Source organism: Streptomyces sp. CBMA123 (assembly GCF_014596465.1).
Classification (GTDB): Bacteria; Actinomycetota; Actinomycetes; order Streptomycetales; family Streptomycetaceae; genus Kitasatospora.
The window spans coordinates 1-25,019 of sequence record NZ_MECK01000032.1; the positions used below are offsets into that span (position 1 = coordinate 1).

Annotated in this window: 2 protein-coding genes and 1 pseudogene; all 3 read right to left on the reverse strand. The window is 77.0% G+C overall.

The window, feature by feature from the left end:
• Positions 1–5,357 (reverse strand): non-ribosomal peptide synthetase (locus BG452_RS05895; RefSeq protein ID WP_188303097.1); only part of this gene is annotated, 5,357 nt, incomplete at its 3' end.
• A 13-nt stretch (positions 5,358–5,370) separates the two neighbouring features.
• Positions 5,371–24,303, reverse strand: coding sequence for a non-ribosomal peptide synthetase (locus BG452_RS05900; protein WP_188303098.1), 18,933 nt, complete (start codon positions 24,301–24,303; stop codon positions 5,371–5,373).
• Positions 24,304–24,476: 173 nt separating this feature from the next.
• Positions 24,477–25,019: pseudogene (locus tag BG452_RS05905) on the reverse strand (penicillin-binding protein); the annotation flags it as partial.

Genomic DNA, 25,019 nt, shown 5'->3' on the forward strand with positions numbered 1-25,019 from the left:
CGGACGCGGTCGGCGGGCAGCGGGGTGGCGCCGGCGAAGCCCGCCAGCACGCCCTGCCAGTGCGCCCGGGCGGCCCCGGTGTCCTGCCCGGCCAGCCAGCGCACGTAGTCGCCGAAGGGCCGGCGCACCGCCGGGGTGGGCGCGGCGCCGCTGGTGAGGGCGGCGTACTCCTCGAACACCTCGGTGAGCACCTGGGCGAGGCTCCAGCCGTCCAGGATCAGGTGGTGGGAGGTCCAGAGCAGTTGCAGCCGGGCCTCGGGCAGCCGGACCAGGGTGAGCCTGGTCAGCGGGGCGGTGGCGATGTCCAGGCCCTGGGCGAGGTCCTCGGTGCGCAGCCGGGCCAGCCGCTCGGCGCGCTGCCCCGGGTCGAGCGCCCGCAGGTCGAGCTGGGTGACGGGCAGCCGGACGCCGCGGCGCACCAGTTGCAGCGGGGCGGGGACGCCCTCCCAGACCACCGAGGTGCGCAGCGCGGGCGTGCGGTCGGTGACCCGCTGCCAGGCGAGGGCGAGCACGTGCGGGTCGCCGACGCCGTCCAGCAGCAGCGCGGCCTGGTCCAGGTAGACGTCGTCGGGGCCGCCGACCAGGCGGTGGAAGAGCATGCCCTCCTGGAGCGGGGTGAGCGGCAGCAGGTCCTCGACGTCCCGGCCGTCGCCGACGATCCGGTCCACGGCGGCCTGGTCCAGCCCGGCCAGCGGGTAGTCGGAGGGGGTGCGGCCGCCGGTGCCGGGGGCGGTGCAGTGCTCGACCAGGGCGGTCAGCGCGGCGGCGGTGGCCTCGGCGAGGGCGCGGACGGTGGCGGCCTGGTGCACCTGGTCGCTGTAGTGCCAGGTGAGTTCCAGCTCGCCGTCGGCGACCACGGCGGAGACGTCCAGCAGGTGGTCCAGCGCTTCCCCGGGGGCGAGGTCCCGGCCGGGTGGCGGACCGGCGGGGGCGAAGTCGCCGTCGGCGGGGGCCGTCCACTGGCCGTGGTAGTTGAAGCAGACCTGGGGCAGCGGGACGTCCCGCAGGGCGCGGGCGGCCGGGTCGCCCGCGCGCAGCCGGGCCAGCGCCTCGTAGCTGAGGCCCCGGTGGGGGACGTGCCGCAGCGCCTCCTTGACCCGCTTGAGCGTGCCGGCCCAGTCGGGGGCGTCGGCCGGGCCGGCGGGGGCGAGGGTGACGGGGTACTGGGTGGTGAACCAGCCGACCGTACGGGCGAGGTCGACGCCGTCGACCAGCTCCTCGCGGCCGTGGCCCTCCAGGGCGACGGTCACCCGCTCGGCGCCGGTCCAGTCGGCGAGGGCCCGGCCGAGGGCGCTGAGCAGCACGTCGTTGACCTGGGTGCGGTACGCCTCGGGGGCCTTGCGCAGCAGGGCCTCGGTGGTGGCGCGGTCCAGCCGGGTGCGCAGGGTGCGGACGGAGCCGGCCGTCGGGGTGCCGGGGAGGTCGACGGGCAGCGGGCGGGCGGGCTGCCGGGCCTGGGCCGTCCAGTACGGCAGGGCCTGGTCGAGGGCGCCGGCCCGGACGTGGTCGGAGAGTCGGTGGGACCAGTCGGTGAACGGGGTGTGCTCGGGCTCCAGTCGGGGCGTCGCGCCGGACTCGGCCTGACGGTAGGCCTGTTCGAGGTCGGCGAGCAGCACCCGCCAGGAGACGCTGTCCACGGCCAGGTGGTGCGCGGTCAGCAGGAGTTGGGGCCTGGCGTCGACGGGCGCGGGGAACAGGACGGCGCGCAGCAGGGCGCCGGTGGCCGGGTCCAGGGCGGCGCGGGCGGCGTCGGCGGCCTCGGCCCGGTCGGCGGCCGGGTCGGCTCTGCTCAGCAGTGCGGCGTCCGGGGTGTCCACCGGCTGCTGCCGCCAGGAGTCGCCGTCGCGGGTGAAGCGGGTGCGCAGCGCCGGGTGGGCGTCGACCAGCGCCCGCAGCGCCGACTCCAGGGCGGGCACGTCGAGTCGGCGCGGCAGGTCCAGCAGCATCGACATGGTGAAGTGGCGCAGCGGGCCGTGGGCGGCGAGGAACCACTCCTGGACCGGGGTGAGCGGGGCCGGGCCGTCCGTTCGAGCCGGCGCCGGGGCGGGAGCGGGGACGGTGGCCGGGCGGGCGGCGGCGGCCAGGTCGGCGACGGTCTGGTGGCGGAAGACGTCCTGGGAGCCGATCCGCAGGCCGGCCGCGCGGGCCCGGGAGACGGCCTGGATGCTCAGGATGGAGTCGCCGCCGAGTTCGAAGAAGTTGTCGGTGACGCCGACCCTGGGCACGCCCAGCACCTCGGCCCAGATCCCGGCCAGGGTCTGCTCGTCGGGGGTCCGCGGGGCGACGAACTCGCCGTCCCGGTCGTCGGTCCGGGGGGCGGGCAGGGCGCGGCGGTCCAGCTTGCCGCTGGTGGTGAGCGGCAGGGCGTCCAGCGCGGTGAAGGAGGAGGGCACCAGGTGGTCGGGCAGCACCCGGCGCAGGGCGGCCCGCAGGTCGGCGCCGGGGCGGGCGGCGCCGTCGGCGAACACCAGGTAGGCGGCCAGTCGGGTGTGGCCGTGGGCGTCGGGCCCGGCGACGACGGCGGCCGCCGTGACCTCGGGCAGGTCGAGCAGCGCCGCCTCGATCTCGCCGGGTTCGATCCGGTGGCCGCGCACCTTGACCTGGTCGTCGGCGCGCCCGAGGTACTCCAGCCGCCCGTCGGCCGTCCAGCGGGCGAGGTCGCCGGTGCGGTACATCCGGGCGCCGGGCGGGCCGTACGGGTCGGCGGTGAACCGGGCCGCGGTGAGGCCGGGGCGGCCCAGGTAGCCGCGGGCGAGCTGTTCGCCGGCCAGGTGGAGCTGGCCGCTGACCCCGGGCGGCACCGGCTGGAGCCGGTCGTCCAGGACGTACGCGCGCAGGTTGGGCAGCGGGCGGCCGACCAGCGGGCGGTCCTCGGCCGCGATCCGGCAGGCCAGGGCGTCGACGGTGCACTCGGTGGGGCCGTAGTAGTTGTACGCGGCGGTCTCCGGGTGCGCGGCGAGTTCGCGCCAGAGCCGGGGCCCGACGGCCTCGCCGCCGAGCATCAGCACCCGGGGGCGGTGCCGGGGGTCGTCCAGCAGTCCGGCGGGCAGCAGTTGGCGCAGGTAGGACGGGGTGAGGTCGAGGAAGTCGATGCGGTGGCGCACCACGTACTCGACCAGGGCGGCCGGGTCCATCCGGGTGGTCTCGTCCACCAGGTGCAGCGGGTGGCCGTCGGCCAGCAGCAGCACGCCCTCCAGGGAGGTGTCGAAGGAGAACGAGGCGGTCAGCGCGACTCGCAGCGGGCCGCCGCCGGCGTCGGCGACGAAGCCGGCCCGGTGGGCGGCGAGCAGGTTGACCAGGGCGCTGTGCGGCACGGCGACGCCCTTGGGGCGGCCGGTGGAGCCGGAGGTGTGGAGCACGTAGGCGGTGTTCGCGGGGTGCAGCGGGCTGGTGCGGTCGGCGTCGGTGGGGTCGGCGTCCGTACGGTCGGTGCCCGTGGGGTCGGTGACCGTACGGTCGGTGCCCGTGGGGTCGGCGTCCGGGCCGTCGGCGGGCGCGCGCAGCGTCGCCTCGTCCAGGACGAGGGCCGGGCGGGCGTCAGCCAGCAGGAAGCGGACGCGCTCGGCGGGCAGCGCCCGGTCCAGCGGCAGGTAGCCGGCGCCGGTCTTCCAGACGGCGAGGATCGCGGTGATCATGTCGGCGGTGCGCGGCAGGTGCAGGGCGACCAGCCGTTCGGGGCCGATGCCCCGGGCGATCAGCCAGTGGGCGAGCCGGTTGGCGCGGGTGTTGAGCTCGGCGTAGCTCAGCTGCTCGCCGCCGGCGTACAGGGCCGGGGCGTCGGGGGTCAGGGCGGCCCGGCGCTGGAACAGTTCGGTGTGGGTGGCGGGCTCGACCGGGAGGACGGTGGCGTTCCAGCCGTGGGTGAGCTGCCGGGCCTGCTCCGGGGAGAGCAGCGGGAGGGTGCCGAGCGGGCGGTCCGGTTCGGCGGCGGCGCCGGTCAGCAGCCGCAGCAGCTGGTCGGCGGCGCGGCGGGCGGTGGCCGGGTCGAAGAGGTCGGCGCGGTACTCCAGCAGGCCGGTGAGCGCCTCGCCGTCCGGCCCCTCGGGGACGAACTCCACGCTCAGGTCGAAGGTGGCGGCCTGCCGGGGCACCGCCACCGGGGAGACCGTCGTGCCGGCCGGGGCGGCGGCCGTGGGCGGGGCGGGGTGCAGCAGCACCAGCACGTCGAACAGCGGGTTGCGGCCGGCCTCGCGGGGCGCGGCCACCGCCTCGACGATCCGCTCGAAGGGGGTGTCGCCGTGGGCGAGCGCGTCGTTGCCGGTCTCGGTGGCGGCGGCCAGCAGCTCGCGGAAGCCGCCGGCCGGGTCGACCCGGGTGCGCAGGACCACCGTGTTGACGAAGCAGCCGACGGCCCGCTCCAGTTCGGTGCGGGTGCGGCCGGGCGTCAGCGAGCCGACGGTGACGTCCTGCTGCCCGGACCAGCGGGCCAGCAGCGCCTGGACGCCGGCCACCAGGGCGGTGTTCAGGGTGCCGTGCTGTTCGGCGGCCAGCTCGCGCAGCCGGGCGGTGAGCGCGGCGGGCACGGTGAAGGTGTGGACGGCGCCGGGGCCGGCCTCCTCGCCGCGCCGGGGGTGGTCCAGCGGCAGCTCGGGCGGCACGGATCCGGCCAGTTTCGCCTTCCAGTGGGCGAGTTGGGCGTCCAGCCGGTCGCCGGAGAGCTGCTCGCGCTGCCAGGCCGCGAAGTCCGGGTACTGGACCGGGACGGGCCCTGGCTCCGGTGCGGCGCCGCGGGCCAGCGCCTCGTGGGCGGTGCACAGCTCGTCCAGGATGACGCCCATCGACCAGCCGTCGGTGACGATGTGGTGCGCGGTCAGCTGGAGGACGTGGGAGTGCTCCGACTCGCGGACCAGCAGGGCGCGCAGCAGCGGGCCGTGCGCCAGGTCGAAAGGGCGGGAGTACTCGGCGAGCAGGACGGCGTCGAGGGTGCCCTGTTCGGCCTGCTCGCGGATCTCCCGGACGGGCAGCGGCACCGGCCCGGCCGGCCGTACGGTCGGCACCGGGCGGCCGTCGGTCTCCTCGAAGACCGTCCGCAGCGCCTCGTGCCGGGCCACCACGGCGGTCAGCGCCCCGGCGAGGGCCGTACGGTCCAGCGGCCCGGTGAAGCGGACGGCGAGCGCGCTGTTGTAGCGCGGGTCGCCGGGCCGCAGCCGGTCCAGGAACCACAGGCGCTGCTGGACGGAGGACGGCGGCAGCGGCTGGTCGCGGTCGGCGCGCGGGATGCCGGCCGCGGTGGCGCCGGACCGTCCGGCCAGCCGGAGCCGGAGCGCTTCCCGCAGGTCGGCGGGCAGCGCGGCCGCGCGGTCTCGCTTCGAAGGCGTCGAAGGCGTCGAAGGCGTCGAAGGCGTCGAAGGCGTCATGGTCGTCGGGTCCTCACCGTTCGTCATCGTCGGGGCCGCCGGACGCGGCGTCTTCGAGTTCGCTCAGCACCAGGTCCTCCACCAGTTCGGCCAGGTCGGCCACGGTGCGGGAGACCAGCACGTCGCGGGGGGTGAGCGTGACGCCGAAGGCATCGTTGGCGCGGGAGGCGATCAGCAGGGCCCGCATGGAGTCGCCGCCGAGCAGGAAGAAGTCGTCGGTCACGCCGACGGCGGTGCCCAGGGTGTCGGCCCAGATCTCCGCGACCGCCTCCTCGGTGGGCGTGCGGGGTGCCAGCCGCTCGGCGGACCGCGGTTCGACCGGGCGGGGTGCGGGCAGCGCGCCGCGGTCGGTCTTGCCGCCGGGGGTGAGCGGGAAGCGCTCCAGGACGGCGAACGCGGTGGGGACCATCGGGCCGGGCAGCGAGCGGGCGGCCAGCGCCCGCAGTTCGGCGCCGGTCGGCGGTTCTCCGTCGGGCGCGACCAGCAGGTGGGCGACCAGCCGGGGCAGTCCCGGCTCGTCCTCGCGGACGCTCACCACGGCGTCCAGCACGGCCGGGTGGCGCACCAGCACGGCTTCGACCTCGCCCGCCTCGATCCGGTGGCCGCGCAGCTTCAGCTGGTGGTCGGTGCGGCCCAGGTAGTGGAGTTCGCCCCGGTGGTCACGGCGCACCAGGTCGCCGGTGCGGTACATCCGGCTGCCGGGCGGGCCGTACGGGTCGGCGGTGAACCGGGCCGCGGTGAGGCCGGGGCGGCCCAGGTAGCCGCGGGCCAACGCCGGTCCGCTCAGCCAGAGTTCGCCGGGGGTGCCGTCGGGCACCGGGCGCCGCCGGGCGTCCAGGACGTAGCCGCCGGTGCCGGGCAGCGGGCGGCCGATCGGCGGGGCGGCGCCGTCCGGGGCCAGCGGCGCGGACCAGGTGGCGACCACGGTGGCCTCGGTGGGGCCGTAGGAGTTGACCATGCGGTGGTGCGGGGCCCAACGGGCGACCAGGTCGGGGCCGCAGGCGTCGGCGCCGACGATCAGGGTCTTCAGCGCGGGCAGGGTGCCGGGGGTGTCGGCGGGCAGGGTGGCGAGGGCGGCGGGCGGCAGCAGGGTGTGGGTGATCCGCTCGCTCCGGAGCACCTCGGCGAGCCGGGCGCCGAGCAGCGGCCCGGGGGCGGGCACCACCAGGCGGGCGCCGTGCGGCAGGGCCAGGCAGAGTTCCAGCACGGAGGCGTCGAAGCTGGGGGTGGCGAAGGCCAGCACCCGGTCTCCGGGGGCGACGTGGTAGTGCGCGGCCTCGGCGGCGGCGAAGCCGGCCAGGCCCCGGTGGGTGAGGACGACGCCCTTGGGGGTGCCGGTGGAGCCGGAGGTGTAGATGACGTAGGCGGGGTCGTCCAGGTCGAGCGGGCGGGTCCGGTCGGCGTCGGTGGGGCGGTGCTCGGGGGCGACGGCCGGTACGGCGGCGAGCAGCGCGGCGGTCTCCTTGGCGTCCAGGGTGAGCGCGGGGGCCGCGTCGCGCAGCATCGACTCCACCCGCTCGTCGGGGTAGTTGGGGTCGACGGGGAGGAAGGCGGCGCCGCTCTTGGCGACCGCCAGCTCGGCGATCAGCATGTCGGCCGAGCGTGGCAGCAGCAGGGCGACGAGGGTACCGGGGCCGGCGCCACGGGCGATCAGCCGGTGTGCCAGGCGGTTGGCGTGGGCCTCCAGTTCGGCGAAGGTCAGTTCCAGGCCCTCGGCGCTCAGGGCCACGGCGTCCGGACTGCGGTCGACGGCGGCCTCGACCAGGGCGGGCAGGCTCACCGGGGTGACGGGGCCGAGGGCCGGGCGGGCCGGTCCGTGCAGCAGCCGTTCCCGTTCGCCGGGCGGCAGCAGGTCCAGGTCGTCCAGTCGGACGGTGCCGTCGGTGGCGGCCAACGCGTTGAGGGTGTGCAGGAGTTGGGCGGCCAGCCGCTCGGCGGTCGCGTGGTCGAGGTAGCGGGGGTCGTGGCCGAGTTCGACGGCGAGCCGCTCGCCGGGCGAGACGACCACGGTGAGCGGGTAGTTGGTGGCCTCCCGGGCGTCCAGTTCGCGGATCCGCAGGCCGTGGGCGCCGGCCGTGGCGTCGCCGACCGGGTAGTTCTCCAGCACCACCAGGCTGTCGAACAGCTCGGTGCCGGGCGGGAGTTGGCTGAGCGCCCGGATCTCGGCCAGCGGCAGGTGCTCGAACCGGCGGTCCTCGGCGCGCTCCTCCTGGAGGCCGCGCAGCCACTCGGCGCAGGGCCGGCCGCCGTCGACGCCGACCCGGGCGGGCAGGGTGGTGATGAACAGGCCGATGATGGCGTCCGAGCCGGTCAGTTCGGCCGGGCGTCCGGAGACGGTGGTGCCGAAGCAGACCCGGCTCTCGCCGCTGCGGCGGGCGAGCAGCAGGGCCCAGGCGCCCTGCACCAGGGTGTTGAGAGTGAGCCGGTGGCGGCGGGCGAAGTCCTGGAGCCGCCGGGTCTCGGCCTCGCCGAGCCGGTGCGAGAGCCACTGCCCGGAGCGGGCGGTGTCGCCGGGGGCGGGCCGGCGGTCGTAGGGCAGCGGGGTGGGCGCGGTGAGGTCGGCGAGCACGGCGCGCCAGTGCTCGGTGGCGGCAGCACGGGAGGTGTCGCGGGTGGCGAGCCAGCTCACGTAGTCCGCGAAGGGCCGGCGCTCGGGCAGGTGCGGCCGCTCCCCGGCGAGCAGCGCGGCGTGCGCGGCCAGGACGTCGGCGAGCACATGGAAGACGCTCCAGCCGTCCAGCAGCACATGGTGGAAGGTCCATACCACCCGGACGGTGTCCGGCCCGAGCCGGATCAGGTGGAGGCGCAGCAGCGGGGCCCGGTCCAGGGCGAGCGGGCGGGAGCGCTCCTCGGTGAGCAGCGCTTCCAGCCGGGTTCCGCGCAGTGCTTCGGGCAGGTCGCTCCAGTCGTGCCGGGTGACCGGCAGGGTCGCCTGCCGGTGCACCAGTTGCAGCGGCACCGGGACGTCGCGCAGGGCGACGGCGGTGCGCAGCACGGGGGTACGGTCGACCACCTGCTGCCAGGCGGCGGCCACCAGCTCCGGGTCGCGGGCGCCGTCCAGGACGAAGGTGAGCTGTTCGACGTACAGGCCGTGCCGGGCCTCGTCCAGGCCGTGCAGCACCATGCCGGTCTGGGTGGGGGTGAGCGGCTGGATCTCGGTCACCTCGCGCCCGGTGCCGGCCAGCCGGTCGACGGCGGCCTGGTCCAGCGGGGCCAGCGGGAAGTCGGCGGGGGTGCGGCCGCCGGAGCCCGGTTCGGCGCAGTGCCGGACGATCTCCCGCAGTTCGTCGAGGAGTTCGGCGGCGAGCCGGCCGACGGTGGCCCGGTGGTGCCGTTCCCGGGAGTAGGACCAGGTGAACTCCAGCCGTCCGTCGGCCACTTGGCCGAGCACATCGAGCAGGTGGGGGCGCTCGGCGGTGCGGTCCAGGCCGCCGGTGAGCGGCCCGTACGGGGAGTGCAGCAGGCCGCCGGAGGTGGCGGTCCAGTCCTGCCGGCCCAGGTAGTTGAAGCCGATCTGCGGCAGGCCGGGCAGCTCGGGGGTGTCGCGCAGGTGGCGCAGGGCGCCGTGGCCGAGGCCGCCGTGCGGGACGGCGCGCAGGTTCTCCTTGACGGCCTTGAGCACGGTGCCGGTGTCGGCGGTGCGGGGGACGTCCAGGGCGACGGGGTACATCGCGGTGAACCAGCCGACGGTGCGGGAGAGGTCGACGCCGTCGAACAGCTCCTCACGGCCGTGGCCCTCCAGGGCGACGGCCACCGTGTCCCGTCCGGTCCAGCGGGCCAGGACCCGGCCGAGGGCGCAGAGCAGCACGTCGTTGACCCGGGTCCGGTAGGCCTCCGGGACGTCCTGGAGCAGCTGCCTGGTCTGCTCGGCGTCCAGGGCCACGGTGAGCGACTCCTCCTCGGCGGCCGTGTTGGCGCCGTCGAGGTCGGTCGGCAGGGGGGTCGTGACCGCGCCCTCCAGGCCGTGCCAGTGGGCGAGTTCGCGGTCGAAGCCGCCGGCCGCGGTGTGTGCGGCGAGCTGCTCGGCCCAGGCGCGGAAGGAGGTGCTCTTGGGGCCGAGGTCGGGCTGCCGCCCGGCCTTCAGGGCGCGGTGGGCGGTGTCCAGGTCCTCCAGGATCAGCCGCCAGGACACTGCGTCCACCACCAGGTGGTGCGCGGCCAGCAGCAGCACGGGGTGGGGGTCGTCCGGGAGGCGGCAGAGCGCGGCGCGCAGCAGCGGTCCGGCGGCCAGGTCGAAGCCCTCGGCCAGCTGTTCCCGCAGCCGCTCCACCTCGGCTCCGGTGCCCGGCCGGTGGGTGGACAGCGCGGGGGCCTGGCCCGGCGCGGCGCCGTGCTGGCGCCAGCGGCCGTCACCGAGCGGCTGGTAGCGCAGCCGCAGCGCGTCGTGCTGGTCCAGGACGGCGGCCAGTGCGGCCCGCAGCAGGGCTTCGTCGGTGTCGGGGGCGAGCCGGAAGGCGAGGGACTGGGTGAGCCGGGCCGGGTCTCCGTCGAGGGTGTCGAACAGCCAGTGCTGGACGGGGGTGAGCGGGGCGTCTCCGGTGACCGGCCCTTGTTCGGCGCCGCCGGTGGCGTGCGGCGCCTCCTCGGCGGCACGGGCGAGTTCGGCCAGGGTCTGGTGGGCGAACAGGTGGCGGGGGGTCAGGGTGAGGCCGGCCCGGCGGGCCGCCGAGACGATCTGGATGCCCAGGATGGAGTCGCCGCCGAGCGCGAAGTAGTTGTCGTCGAGGCCGACTTCGGGCACACCGAGGACGTCCGTCCAGATCGCGGCCAGGGTGCGTTCGGTGGCGGTGCGCGGTGGCCGGGCGCCGCCGCCGGTGGTGGGGGCGTGCCACTGGGGTGCGGGCAGGGCGCGCCGGTCGAGCTTGCCGGTGGCGCCGAGCGGCAGCCGCTCCAGCGGCACCACCAGGGCGGGCACCAGGTGGTCGGGGAGGGTGCCGGCCAGGAAGGCCCGCCACTCGGCCGGGTCGGGCAGCCGGCCGTCGCGGGCGACGGCGTAGCCGACCAGCCGCTTGTGGCCGTCCTGCTCCACCACCCGGGCGGCGGCCGCGGCCACCTGCGGGTGGCGGGCCAACGCGGCCTCCAGCTCGCCGAGTTCGATCCGGAAGCCGCGTACCTTGACCTGGTCGTCGGCGCGGCCGAGGTAGCGCAGCTCGCCGTCGGCCGTCCAGCGGACCAGGTCGCCGGTGCGGTACATCCGGGCGCCGGGCGGGCCGAAGGGGTCGGGCAGGAAGCGGGCGGCGGTGAGGCCGGGGCGGCGCAGGTAGCCGCGGGCCACGCCGGTGCCGGCCAGGTACAGCTCCCCCGGCGCGCCGACCGGCACCGGGCGCAGCCGCCCGTCCAGGACGTAGGCCCGGGCGCCGCCGGCCGGGCGGCCGATCGGCGGGTCGCGGTCGGGGTCGGCGGGGTCGCAGAGGGCGGCGGTGGCGTAGACGGTGGCCTCGGTGGGGCCGTAGACGTTGAGCACCCGGCAGCCGGGGACGGCCGCCCGGACCTGGCGCACGGTGCGGGCGGGCAGCGCCTCGCCGGCCAGCAGCACGGTGTCCGCCGCGAGTCGGACGGTGTTGTCGGCCAGCAGCCCGCCGAGGGCGGAGGGCACCGCGCTGACCAGGCCGGCCCGCCAGGGGCCGGGCCGTTCGGCGAGGGCCAGGAGGTCGCGGACGAGTTCCACGCAGCCGCCCGCGAGCAGCGGCGCGAGGATCTCGAACACCGAGACGTCGAAGTTCAGCGAGGTGGCGGCGACCACGTGGGCGAGGCCGCGGCCGCCGAACTCCCGGGCCGCCCAGTCGGTCAGGGCGAGCACGGAGGCGTGGGCGACCACCACGCCCTTGGGGCGGCCGGTGGAGCCGGAGGTGTGGATGACGTACGCGGGGTGGGCGGGCAGCAGAGCGGCGGATCGTTCCTGCACGTCCGGCGCGGCCGGCCCGTCAGGCGTGTCCGGTGTGTCCAGCACGTCCGCCCCGTCCGGCCCGTCCAGCGCGTCGGCGCGGACGGCGGCGAGCCGGGCGGCGCAGGCCGGGTCGTCGAGCACGAGCCGGGTGAACGGGCCCGCCGGCAGCCGCCCCTGGGTCTCGGAGGCGGTGATGACGGCGTCCGGCCGGACGTCGTCGAAGAGGTAGGCGATCCGCTCGGCCGGGTACCCCGGGTCGACGGGCAGGTAGCCGGCGCCGCTCTTGAGCACCGCCAGCAGGGCCACCACCAGCTCGGCGGTGCGCGGCAGGGCGAGCGCGACGAAGCGCTCCGGGCCGGCGCCGGCCTCGGTCAGCAGCCGGGCCAGCCGGTCGGAGCGCTCGTCCAGCTCCCGGTAGGTCAGCAGGGTGTCGCCGGAGCGGACGGCCGGGGCCTCGGGGGTGCGGGCGGCCTGCCGGGCGAAGGCCTCGGGCAGGGTGCCCGCGGGCGGCTCGACCACGGGCCCGCCGAGGCGTTCGACCAGCGCGCGGCCCTGTTCCGGTGCCAGCAGCGGCAGTTCGGCGGCCGGCCGGCCGAGGTCGGCGGCCAGCTCCGCCAGCAGGGTCCGCAGGCTCGCCCCGAGGCCTTCGACGGTGGCGGTGTCGAAGGCGGCCGGGTCGTGGTCCAGGTCGATCTCGATGGCCTCGCCGGGGGCGACCACCACGCTGAGCGGGTAGCTGGTCGGCTCCAGGACGTGCTCGGTCTCCACCGTCAGGCCGTGCCTGGTCAGCGCCCCGGCGTCGAAGGGGTAGTTCTCGAAGACCACGATGCTGTCGAACAGGCCCGTCCCGCCGGGCAGTTCGCTCCAGCTCTGGAGCTGCGCCAGCGAGACGCCGTCGTACCGGCGGGCCTCCGACTGGGTGTGCTGCAGCTCGCGCAGCCACTCCAGCAGCGGGCGCCGGGGGTCGATCCGCGCCCGGGTCGGCAGGGCGTTGATGAACAGCCCCACCATCGAGGTGACGCCCGGGAGTTCGGCGGGCCGGCCGGAGACGATGGTGCCGAACACCACGTCGTCCCCGCCGCCGTAACGGGAGAGCAGCAGCGCCCAGGCGCCCTGGAGCACGGTGTTGACGGTCAGCCCGGCCTGCCGGGCGGTGTCGCGCAGCCGGTCGGAGAGTTCGGCGCCGAGGCTGATCCGCACCTTGGCGGAGGAGGTGGCCCGGTGGGCCTCGGCGGGGCGCCGGTCCCGGGGCAGTTCGGTGGGGGCGGGGAAGCCCGCGAGGGTGTCCCGCCAGTACCGTTCGGCCCGCTCCTGGTCCTGGTCGGACAGCCAGCGCAGGTAGTCGGCGAAGGGGGCGCGCTCGGCGAGCCGGGGCGGGCGCCCGGCGGTCAGCGCCGCGTAGCGCTCGCACACCTCGTCGAAGACCTGGGCGGCGCTCCAGCCGTCCAGCAGGACGTGGTGGAAGGTCCAGACCAGCCGCACCCGGTCGGGGGCCAGCCGGACCACGGACAGCCGCATCAGCGGCCCGGCGGCCAGGTCGATCCCGGCCTCCCGGTCGGCGGCGAGCAGCCGGGCGGTGTCCCGGGCGACCTGTGCGGCGGGCCGGTCCGTCCAGTCGTGCCGGGTGACCGGCAGGGCGGCCCGCTGCTGCACGACCTGCACGGGCTCGGCGGTGTCCTGCCAGCTGAGCCGGGTGCGCAGCACCGGGTTGGCCTCGGCGGCCTGCCGCCAGGCCTCGGCCAGCGCCGCCGGGTCGCTGACGCCGGTCAGCACCAGCTGGACCTGGTTGACGTAGGTGCGGTTCTCCGGCTCCAGCAGGCTGTGGAACAGCATGCCCGCCTGCATCGGCGTCAGCGGGTAGACGTCGGCGACGGAGCGGCCGTCCCCGACGATCCGGTCCACCGCGGCCTGGTCCAGCCGGGCCAGCGGGAAGTCGGCGGGGGTGCGGCCGCCGGCCTCGGGGCGGGCGCAGTGGGCGAGGATCCCCTCCAGCGCGCGCAGCATGGCCTCGGCGAGGGCGCCGACGGTGGCTTCGCGGTGCCGGCCGGCGCTGTAGTACCAGCCGATCTCCAGCTCCTCGCCCTCGACCCGGGCGACCACGTCCAGCAGGTGGGGGCGCTCGGTGCCGGGCGCCTCCGCGCCGCCCAGGCCGCCGGGGACGGCGCGCACCAGGGCGGCGCCGTCGGCGGACCAGTCGAAGCGGCCCAGGTAGTTGAAGCTGATCCCGGGGGTGCCGGCGAGCGCTTCGTCCCCGGCCAGGTAGCGCAGCGCACCGTAGCCGAGCCCGCGGTCCGGCACCGCGCGCAGCTGTTCCTTGACGGACTTCAGCGCGACGCCCCAGTCCCTGCCCGAAACACCCGACACACCCGAGACATCCGCGGCCTCCGAGACATCCGAGACATTCGAGATGTCCGAGATATCCGGGACATCCAGGGCGAGCGGGAACAGCGAGGTGAACCAGCCGACGGTCCGGGACAGGTCGACGCCCTCGAACAGGCCGTCCTCGCGGCCGTGGCCCTCCAGGCCGATCGCGACGGTGCGCCGGCCGGTCCAGTCGGCGAGCACCCGGCCGAGCGCGGTGAGCAGGACGTCGTCGATCCGGGTGCGGTAGACCGCGGGCACCTGGCGCAGCAGCCGGTCGGTGCGCTCGCGGTCCAGCCGGACGGTCACCGACCGCAGTTCGGCGGTGGTGTTGCCGCCCTCGCCGTCCACCGGCAGCGGCGTGGCGCAGGCCCGGGCGGCCGCGGCCCAGTGGGCGCGCTGGTCGGCGAAGCCGCCGGTCTCGGTGCGGGCCCGCAGCAGGCCGGTCCACTCCCGGACGGAGGTGGTGCGGGCGGGCAGCCGCAGCGGGCGGCCCTCGACGGCCTGCCGGTAGGCGGTCTCCAGGTCCTCCAGCAGGATCCGCCAGGAGACGCCGTCGACGGCCAGGTGGTGGACGGCCAGCAGCAGCCGGGCGGGGCGGGTGCCGTCGGAGACGAACAGCCGGGCTGCGAACAGCGGGCCGGTGTCCAGCCGGAACCCGGCCTGGGCGGCGCCGGTCACCGCCGCCTCGTGGCCGTGCGGGTGGACCTCCAGCAGCTCGGGGGCGGTGGCGTCGGCGGGCTCGCAGTGCTGCTGCCAGGCGCCGTCCGCACCGGGGGTGAACCGGCAGCGCAGGGCGTCGTGGTGCGCCCACAGGGCGGTCAGGGCGCGGCGCAGCGCGTCCTGGTCGACCTCGCCGGGCGTCTCCACCACCACGGACTGGTTGAAGTGGTGGGCCTGCGCCGGGTGGGGGTCGAGGAACCAGTGCTGGATGGGGGTCAGGCCGACCTCGCCGCTGACCGGTTCGGTGCCGACGACGGTGGTGGCGGTGCCGGCGGCCGTGGCCAGCGCGGCGACGGTGGGGTGCCGGAAGAGGTCGCGCGGGGAGAGTGCGAGCCCGGCGGCGCGGGCCCGGGAGACCACCTGGATGCTCAGGATGGAGTCGCCGCCGAGCAGGAAGAAGTCGTCGTCGATGCCGACCCGCTCCACCCCGAGCAGCTCCGCCCAGATCCCGGCGAGCAGGCGCTCGGCCTCGGTGCGCGGGGCCCGGTGGTCGGCGCCGCCGGCCGTGGACCAGTCGGGAGCGGGCAGCCGGCGGCGGTCCACCTTGCCGTTGGCGGTCAGCGGGAGTTCGGGCACCGGGACGAAGGCGGCGGGCAGCATGTAGTCGGGCAGGTCGGCCGCCAGGTGGGCGCGCAGGGCGGCGGCGGTGGGCAGCTCGGCGGTGGGCGGCTCGGCGGTGGGCAGCTCGGCGGTGGGCGGCTCGGTGCCCCCGGCGGGCACCAGGTGGGCGACCAGCCGCTTGCGCCCGCCGTCCTGGTTCAACGAGACCACGGCCTCGGCGACGGCCGGGTGGGCCCTCAGCCGGGCCTCGATCTCGGCGGGTTCGATCCGGAACCCGCGGATCTTGATCTGGTCGTCCGCGCGGCCGACGAACTGCAGCTCGCCGTCCTCGCTCCAGCGGGCGGTGTCCCCGGTGCGGTACATCCGGCTGCCGGGCGGCCCGTACGGGTCGGCCGGGTAGCGGGCGGCGGTCTCCCCCGGCCGGCCCCGGTAGCCCCGGGCGAGTCCGGCGCCGGCGATGTACAACTCGCCGGTGACCCCCGGGGGTTGCGGCTGGAGCGCGCCGTCCAGGACGTACGCCCGGGTGTTGTCCAGCGGGCGGCCGATCGGCAGCACGGCGGGCAGCGGGTCGCCCGGCCGGAAGGCCCGGCGGGTGGCGAAGGTGGTGGTCTCGGTCGGGCCGTAGACGTCGACCACGGTGAGCTCGGGGCAGGCCTCCAGCACCCTGCGCACCACCGCGCCCGGCACCGCCTCGCCGCCGGTCCACACCTCCCGGGCGCCGCGCAGGCAGCCCGGGTCCTCCTGGGCGAGCAGCCGGAACAGCCCGATGGTCAGGAACAGGCAGCGCACGCCCTGCTCGGTGACGGCACGGCGGACGGCGGCGGCGTCCAGGTCCCCGGGCGGGGCGAGCACGGCGGTGCCGCCGCGCAGCAGTGGCACCCACAGTTCGTAGGTGGCGGCGTCGAAGGCGTGCGGGGAGTGCACCAGCACCCGGTCGTGGGCGGCGAAGGCGCCGTCCAGGGCGAGTGCGACGACGTCCCGGCGGCGCACCGCGACGCCCTTGGGGGTGCCGGTGGATCCGGAGGTGAACATCAGGTACTGGAGGTTGTCGGGGTGGACCGGCCGCGCCCCGGCGGCGCGCGCCGTGTTCGGCTCGACGCAAGCCCCGTCGACCAGCAACACCCGTTGTTCCGAGCGGAGTTCGGCGGCCGTGCCGGCCCAGTCGGCGTCGGTGAGCAGCAGCTCGGCGCCGGCCTCGGTGAGCATCCGGTGCAGCCGCTCGCGCGGGGCCCGGCCGTCCAGCGGCACGTACACTCCGCCGGTGCGGACCAGGGCCAGCTGGGCGACCACCAGGTCGGTGGAACGATTCATCAGCACCCCGACCGGGCACTCCGGACCGACCCCGAGCGCGGCCAGCCGGCCGGCCAACGCGGCGGCCCGGGCGTCGAGTTCGCGGTAGCTCAGGCGCTCCTCCCCCGCCTCCACCGCGACGGCCTCGGGCACCCGCCGCACCTGCTCGGCGAACAGCTCCGCGATGTCCCGCTCCGGCCGCCGGACCGCGGTGTCGTTCCAGTCGACCAGCACCCGCCGGCGCTCCTCGGCGCTCAGCAGCGGGATCCGCGCGGGCGGGCGAGCGGCCCCCTCGGGCAGGGCCGTCAGCAGGGCGGTGAGCTGCCGGGCCGTCCGGCGGATCGTGGCGGCGTCGAACAGCCGGGGGTCGTAGCACAGCCGCAGGGCCAGCTCCGGGCCCGGGTAGGCCAGCAGGGCGAGCGGGTAGTTGGTGGTCTCGATGCCGTCCAGCTCGCGCAGCCGCAGGCCGTGGGCGGCGGCCGCGTCGTCGTCCACCGGGTAGTTCTCGAAGACCACGATGCTGTCGAACAGGGCGCCCTGCTCGGGCAGTTCGGTGCCGGCCCGCAGCCGGGTGAGCGGGAGGAAGCCGTGCCGGCGGTCCTCGCTCTGCTCCCGTTGCAGCTCGCGCAGCCAGTCCAGCAGGGTGCCCTCGGCGGGCACCGCGGCCCGGGTGGGCAGGGTGGTGATGAACAGCCCGGTCATCGTCTCCACCCCGGGCAGCTCGGGCGGGCGCCCGGCGGAGGCGGTGCCGAACAGCACGTCACCGCGGTTCGCCTGGCGGCCGAGCAGGATCGCCCAGGCGCCCTGGACCAGCGTGTTCAGGGTGACGCCGGCGGTGCGGGCGAGCCCCTCCAGGGCCCGGGTCGCGGCGGCGGGCAGGGTGAAGGGCAGCGCCCGGGTGGACTCGGCGCGGTGGCTCTGGCGCGGCTCACGGTCGTAGGGCAGCGGCGTCAGCTCGCTCAGCCCGGCCAGCCGGGTGCGCCAGTACCGCTCCGCCTCGGCGGTGTCGCGCTCGCCCAGCCAGGCGACGTAGTCGCGGTACGGGCGGCGCTGCGGGACGGTGCCGTAGGGGACGTCCCCCTGCGCTCCGGGCCGGGCCGGCGCGGCGTGCACGGCGAAGACGTCCGAGAGCACCTGGAACAGGCTCCAGCCGTCCAGCACCAGGTGGTGGAAGGACCACAGCACCCGCACCCGCTGGTCGCAGAGCCGGATCAGCACCAGCCGCTGGAGCGGCGCCCGGGTGAGGTCGAGGCCGCGGGCCCGGTCGCGGTCCAGCAGTTCGGCCAGCCGGGCCGCGCGCTCCGGCTCGGGCAGCGCGCGCCAGTCCAGCATGGTGACCGGCAGCTCCGCCCGGCGGCGGACCACCAGCAGCGGCTCGGGCACGTCCTGCCAGCGGACCTGGGCGCGCAGCACCTCGGTGCGGTCGCTGACCCACTGCCAGGCCGCGGCCAGTCGCTCCGGGTCGGGCACGCCGTCCAGGACGAAGTCCAGCTGCTGGAAGTAGGCGCCGCTGTCCTCCTCGGCGAGGCCGTGGAAGAGCATGCCGGCCTGGGTCGGCGTCAGCGGGAGGACGTCCTCGACCGCGCCCGGGTCGTCCCCGGTGATCCGGTCCACGGCCGCCTGGTCGAGCCGGGCCAGCGGGAAGTCGGACGGGGTCCGTCCGGCGGCGCCGGGGCGGGTGGCGAAGCGGGCGAGGTCGGCGAGTTCCTCGGCGAAGCGGCGGGCCAGCGCCTCGACGGTGGCCGGGTGGTGCCGGGGTTCGGCATAGCAGAAGGTGAACTCCAGGGCGTCGTCGACGAGTCGGCCGACCACCTCCAGGGGGTGCGGGCGTTCGGCGCTCGGGTCGGCGTCCAGTTCCAGCGGGCGGAAGGTGCCGCGCAGCAGGCCGCCGGCACCCTCGGAAACGTCCATCCGGCCCAGGTAGTTGAAGCTGATCCGGGCGGTCGGGGCGGTCGGCGCGGCGCCGGGGCGGCCCAGGTGGCGCAGGGCGTCGAAGCCCAGGCCGCGCCGGGGGACGGCGCGCAGCTGTTCCTTGACCAGTTTGAGCACGGCGTCCCAGCCGGCCCGGTCCGGCACGGCCAGCGCGACCGGGTGCCGGGTGGTGAACCAGCCGACGGTGCGGCCGAGTTCGAGGTCGGTGAACAGCTCCTCGCGCCCGTGCCCCTCGATGTCCACCACCACCCGGTCCAGCCCGCTCGCCCCACACAGGGCCCGGCCGAGGGCGGCGAGCAGCACGTCGTTGGCCTGGGTGCGGTAGGTGTCGGGGAGGGTGCGCAGCAGGGCGGCGGTGTCGGCGGGGTCGAGCCGTACGGTCACCGAGCGGGCCGAGGCGTAGTCGTCGGGCGCCGCCGGGTCGTCGGCCGGGAAGGGGTCGGGGTCGGTGTCGGGGCCGGCCGCGGTTCGCGGCGGGAGGGCCCGCGCCCAGTACTCCGTCTCGTCCTCGAAGCCGCCGGCGGCCGCGAACTCGGCCAGCCGCTGGGCCCACTGCCGCAGCGGGGTGGACTTCACGGGCAGGGCCTCGGCGCCGTCCCGGCCGTCCCGGCGGGCCCGGTAGGCGGTGTCGAGGTCCTCCAGCAGCACCCGCCAGGAGACCCCGTCGACCACCAGGTGGTGGACGGCCAGGTGCAGCACCGGCGGCCGGCCGGCGCCGCGGTCGTGCAGCACGGCGCGCAGCAGCGGCCCCTGGCGCAGGTCGAACGGGCCGAAGTGGGGGGTGTCGTCGTCCGGTCCGGTGTGCCGGGCCAGCCGGAGCCGGGGGGCCCGGTCCTCGACCCGCCAGCGCGCGCCGCCCGGCCGGTCCCCGGGCTCGGCCTCGGTCTCGGCACCGGTCTCGGCATCGGCATCGGGCCCGGCATCGGGCCCGGCCTCGGGCCCGGCCTCGGAGAACGTCGAGCGCAGCGCGTCATGGTGCCCGACCAGGTCGTTCAGCGCCTCCTCCAGCGCCGCCCGGTCCACGTCGCCGGGCAGCAGGAGGGAGAGCGCCTGGTTGAAGTGCCCGGCGCACCCGGCGGCCCGTTCCAGCCACCAGCGCTGGATCGGGGTGGGCACCCCCGCCCCGGTGGCGGCCACCTCGGGGGTGGCGGCGGGCCGTTCGGCGGCGTCGGCGCAGCGGGCCAGCGCGGCCACCGTCTGGTGCCGGTAGAGGTCCCGGGAGGTCAGCGGCAGCCCTTCCTGCCGGGCCCGGGCCACCACCTGGATGCCGAGGATGGAGTCGCCGCCGAGGTCGAAGAAGTTGTCGTCCGCGCCGACCCGGTCCAGTCGCAGCACCTCCGTCCAGATGGCGGCGAGGGCCTGCTCGGAGGGGGTGCGGGGGGCGACGTGGCGGACGGTCCGGGCGACCGGCCCCGGGTCGGGCAGCCGGCCCCGGTCGAGCTTGCCGTTGGGGTTGAGCGGCAGCGCGTCCAGCGGCAGCACGGTCGCGGGGACGAGGTGGTCGGGCAGCGTCAGGGAGAGCGCGCGGCGCACGGCCTCGGGCTCCAGCCGGGTGCCCGGGGCGGGCACCACGTAGCCGACCAGGCGCCGGTGGCCGTCGTCCTCGGCGACGGCGGCGGCCGCCTCGGCCACGCCGGGGCAGCGCCGCAGGGCCTCCTCCACCTCGCCCAGTTCGATCCGGAAGCCGCGGACCTTCACCTGCTGGTCGATCCGGCCGAGGTACTCCAGGTCGCCGTCGGCGTTCCACCGCGCCAAGTCCCCGGTGCGGTACATCCGGCCGCCGGGCTCGCCGTACGGGTCGGCGACGAACCGGGCCGAGGTCAGCCCGCTGCGCCCCAGGTAGCCGCGTGCCAGTCCGCTGCCGCCGAGGTACAACTCGCCGACCACGCCCGCTGGTTGCGGGCGCAGCCCGGCGTCCAGGACGTACGCCCTGGTCAGCCCGAGCGGCCGGCCGATCGGCGGCGCCTGCTCCGGCAGCCGGTCGCCGGCGAACCAGCCGGTGGCGTAGACGGTGGCCTCGGTGGGGCCGTACAGGTTGGCGACGGCGCTGCCGGGCAGGGCCTGCCGCAGATCGCGCACGGCCCGGGCGGAGAGAGCCTCGCCGGCCAGCACCACGGTGTCCGGGTCGACGGGCACGGCTCCCCCGGCGATCAGCCGGGAGACCACCGAGGGCACACCGCTGAGCAAGCCGACCGGGCGCGGCCCCGGCTCGCCGGTCTCGGCGAGGGCGGTGAGGTCGGCGACCACCTCGACGGAGCCGCCCACCAGCAGCGGGCAGAGCAGTTCGAAGACGGACACGTCGAAGCTGAGCGAGGTGGCGGCGACCACGTGGGTCAGCCCCTCGGGCCCGAACCGCTCCGCCGCCCAGCCCGCGAGGACGGCGACGCTGCGGTGGGTGACCACCACGCCCTTGGGGCGGCCGGTGGAGCCGGAGGTGTAGATGACGTAGGCGGGGTGGTCCGGCAGCAGCGGGCCGAGCCGGTCCTCGTCGGTCAGGTCGGTGTCCGCCTCGACCCCGGTGTCCGCCCCGACACCAGGCTCCGTCCCGACACCGGGCTCCGCCTCGGCAGCGGGCTCCGCGCAGTCCTCCAGCAGCAGGACCGGGCAGCCCTCGGGCAGCGCGGGGGCGGTCTCCCGGGTGGCGAGCACGATGGCCGGCTCGGCGTCCGCCAGCATCAGCCGGATCCGCTCGGCCGGGTAGGCCGGGTCCACCGGCAGGTACGCCGCGCCCGCCTTCAGCACCGCCCAGAGCGCCGACGGCAGTTCGGCCGAGCGCGGCAGGCAGAGTGCGACCAGCCGTTCCGGGCCCGCGCCCCGGGCGACCAGCAGCCGGGCGAGCCGGTTGGCGCGCCGGTTGACCGCCGCGTAGTCCAGTCGCACCGGGCCGTGGACCACGGCGGTCCGCCCGGGGGCCTCGGCGGCCCGCGCCTCGAAGAGCTCGGGCAGCACGGCGCCGGGGGCGTCCCGGCGGCCGCGCACCGGCGGGTTCCAGGAGTCGAGCAGGGTGCGCTGCTCCTCCTCGGAGAGCATGGGCAGTTCGGCGAGGGTGCGCTGCGGGCCGTCCGCCATCCCGGCCAGCAGCCGGTGCAGGTGGCGCGCCATCCGGGCCACCGTCCGCCGGTCGTACAGGTCGGTGTTGTGCTCCACGGTGAGCGTGCAGCCGCCCGCGTCGTCGGGGGTGAACTCCAGCACCAGGTCGAACCGGGCGGCCGGGCGGGGCAGCGGGTGGTCGGCGAAGCGCAGGCCGCCGGCGGGCGTCGGGGCGGTGGGGCTCTGCTGGACGACCAGCACCTGCACCAGCGGGGTCCGGCTCGGGTCGCGGGGCGGGGCGAGTTCCTCGACCACCCGGTCGAAGGGGGCCGCGGCGTGGGCGAAGGCGTCCAGCAGGGTGGTGCGCACGCTCTCCACGTACCGGTCGACGGTGGCCTTGCCGTCCACGTCGGCGCGCAGCACCACGGTGTTGACGAAGAAGCCGGTGACGTCCTCCAGTTCCCGCCGCTCGCGCCCGGTGGTGACGGTGCCGAAGGCCACGTCCCGCTGGCCGGAGTAACGCGAGAACAGCAGCGCGCAGGCCCCGGCGAACAGGGTGAACACGGTGGCGCCCCGGCCGGCCGCCAGGTGCCGCAGCCGGGCCACCAGTTCGGCCGGGAGGTGGTGGCGGTGCGCCCCGCCGGCGGTGGTGCGCAGCGCGGGCCGGGGCCGGTCGGTGGGCAGTTGCAGCGGCTGGAGGTCGGCCAGCCAGCGCTTCCAGTAGGCGAGGTCGGTGGCCGCCGTGGCGTCCGGGCGGTGCTGCTCCCAGTGCGCGAAGTCGGGGTACTGGAGGGCGGGGGCGGGCAGTCCGTCCGGTTCGCCGGCGCTCTCCGCCCGGTAGAGCGCGGCCAGTTCGCGGGTGAGCACGCCGACCGACCGGCCGTCGGTGACGATGTGGTGCTGCCCGAGCAGCAGCAGGTGGTCCTCGGCGGCCAGCCGGACGAGCAGCGCCCGGGTGAGCGGACCGTCCGTCAGGTCGTACGGGCGGCTCAGCTCCTCGGTCAGCAGCCGTTCGGCCGCGGCCTCGCGCTCCTCGGCGGGCAGCGCGGCGAGGTCCGCGGTGCGCAGCGGCAGGGCGGCGGCCGCGGCGACGTGCTGGACGAGCCGGCCGTCGACGGTGGCGAAGGTGGTGCGCAGCGAGTCGTGGCGGGCGGCGAGCCGGTGCAGTGCCCGGCGCAGCGCCTCGACGTCGGGCGTTCCGTGCAGCCGCAGGGAGACGCCGGTGTTGTACTCGGTGCCGTCGGCGTCGAGGTCGTGGAGGAACCACAGCCGGCGCTGGGCGCTGGAGGCCGGGGCCGGTTCGCCGCGCGGGGCGGGCGGGATGGGCTCCGGCGCCGGGTCGGCCGGCCGGTCGTCCAGCAGTGGGGCCAGGGCGGCGACGGTCCGTGCGGTGAAGACGTCGCGGAGGGTGAGCCGGGCGCCGAGGCGCTCGGTGATCCTGGCCAGGGCGCGGGCGGCGAGGATCGAGTCGCCGCCCAGCTCGAAGAAGTCGTCGCTCACCCCGACCGTGTCGACGCCGAGGGCCTCGGCCCAGATGGCGGCCAGGGCGCGTTCGCGCCCGGTGCGCGGGGCGAGCGGCTCGGCGGTGGCGGGGCGGGCGGGGGCGGGCAGCGCGCGCTGGTCGATCTTGTGCTGGGGGGTGAGCGGCAGCGCGGGCAGGACGACGACGGCGGCGGGCACCAGGTGGGCCGGCAGGGCGGCGGCCAGGGCGGTGCGCAGGGCCGCCGGGTCGGGGGCGTGCTCCTGGTCGGCCGGGGTGACGTAGCCGACCAGCCGGGCCCGGCCCGGTTCGTCCTCCCGGACCACCACGACGGCCTGGTCGACGGCCGGCTGCGCCCGCAGGGCGGCTTCGATCTCGCCGGGTTCGATCCGGAAGCCGCGGACCTTCACCTGCCGGTCGAGCCGGCCGAGGAACTCCAGCTGCCCGTCGGCCGTCCAGCGGGCCCGGTCGCCGGTGCGGTAGAGCCGGGCGCCGGGCGGCCCGAAGGGGTCGGGCAGGAAGCGGGCGGCGGTCAGGCCCGGACGGCCCAGGTAGCCGCGCGCCACACCCGCGCCGCCGATGTACAACTCGCCGTCGGTGCCGGCCGGCTGGGGGCGCATCCGGGCGTCGAGGACGTACGCCCGGGTGTGCGGCAGCGCGCCGCCGATGGTCGGGGTGCCGCTGCCGGCGGTCAGCGGGCCGGTCCAGGTGGCGACGATGGTGGCCTCGGTCGGGCCATAGGAGTTGATCATGCGTCGGCCGGGCGCCCAGCGGTCGACCAGTTCGGCGGGGCAGGCCTCGGCGCCGACGATCAGGGTGCGCAGCCGGCGGCCCGCCCCTTCGGGCACGGTGGCCAGGGCGGCGGGCGGGATGAGGGCGTGGGTGATCCGCTGCTCGTCCAGCACGGCGGCGAGTTCGGCGCCCAGCCAGGGGCCGTCCGGCGGGACCACCAGGATGGCACCGGCCAGCACGGAGACGAACAGCTCCAGCACGGAGGCGTCGAAGCTGGGCGAGGAGAACTGCAGCACCCGGTCCCCGGGCCGTACGGCGTACCGCTCGACGGCCGCCGCGGTGAACCCGGCGATCCCCCGGTGGGTGACCACCACGCCCTTGGGCGTCCCGGTGGAGCCCGAGGTGTAGATGACGTACGCGGCGTGGTCGGTGCCGTACTGCTCGGCGGGTTCGCCGGGGTCGGCGCCGGGCTCCTCGTCGGGTTCACCGGGGTCGGTGCCGGCCGTCTCCAGGGCCGCGCCGACCCAGGCCGGGTCGTCCAGCACCACCGCGGGCGCGGCGTCGGCGAGCATCAGCGCCCGCCGCTCGGGCGGGTAGCCGGGGTCGACGGGCAGGAAGGCGGCGCCGGCCCGGGCGACGGCCAGTTCGGCCGCGACCAGTTCCATCGAGCGCGGCAGGACGAGGGCCACCGTCCGGTCCGTACCGGCGCCCCGGCGTCTCAGTGCCTGCGCCAGCCGGTCCACCCGGTCGGCCAGCTCGCGGTAGCTCCAGGTGCGCCGGCCGTCGGTCAGCGCGGGCGCGTCCGGCGTGTCGGCCACCCGGGCGGCGAACAGCCCGTGGAGCGTCCGGCCGGCCGGGGACGGGTCGGCGGCGGTGTCCGGCGCCCCGGCGGTGCCGTGGGCCTGCGGCGGAGCGGACGGACGCGCGGGCTGGGCGGGCCAGTCGGCCATGACGGGAGGTCCTTCCGGACGGGGAGGGAGCGACGCGGGCACCGGGGCGGGCGGGGAGAGGCCCTCGGCGCCGCGGGGTCGGCGGGGCGGCCGTGCGGGATGCGCCGGGGGTACGGAGGCGATGGCTGTGACGGCGGTGCGGGGGTGCTGGCGGTGCCGGGGGGGTGGAGCGGTCAGGCGGGCCCGGTGCGGCGCGCGGTGCGCCCGGACACCTGCACCAGGTCGATCACCCCGGTGGCCGGGTCCCGGTGGAACCACCCGCCGGGCTCGGGGCGGCCGGTGTCGGGCGCGATCAGGTCGTAGCGGAGGTCGGCGTGGCAGCGCAGCGGGAGCGGCAGGTCGCCGTCCACGGAGAGGGTGAGCCCTCCGTTGCGCGCCACCTCCACCCGGTAGCGGATCCCGCCGTTGCGGTAGTCGCCCGCGCACTCCGGCAGGGCCACCTGGGCGCCCGAGGCCGGCGGGGCGATCGCGGCCGGCACCGCCATGCCGGTCACGTCGGCCAGCTCGTCCGCGAGTTCGCGCCAGAGCGCGGTGGCGGCGCCCGCGTTGCCCGTGAAGGCGACCACCACCCCGCTGTCCGGTTCGGCCCGCAGGTGGCAGGAGGTGCCCATGGCGTTGCCGTCGTGGCCGCACCACAGCCGTCCGTCCTGCCGGTAGAGCGCCAGGCCCGGCCCCCAGCCGTCCGCCAGCGCGCCCGGCCGGGCGCCGGGCTGCGG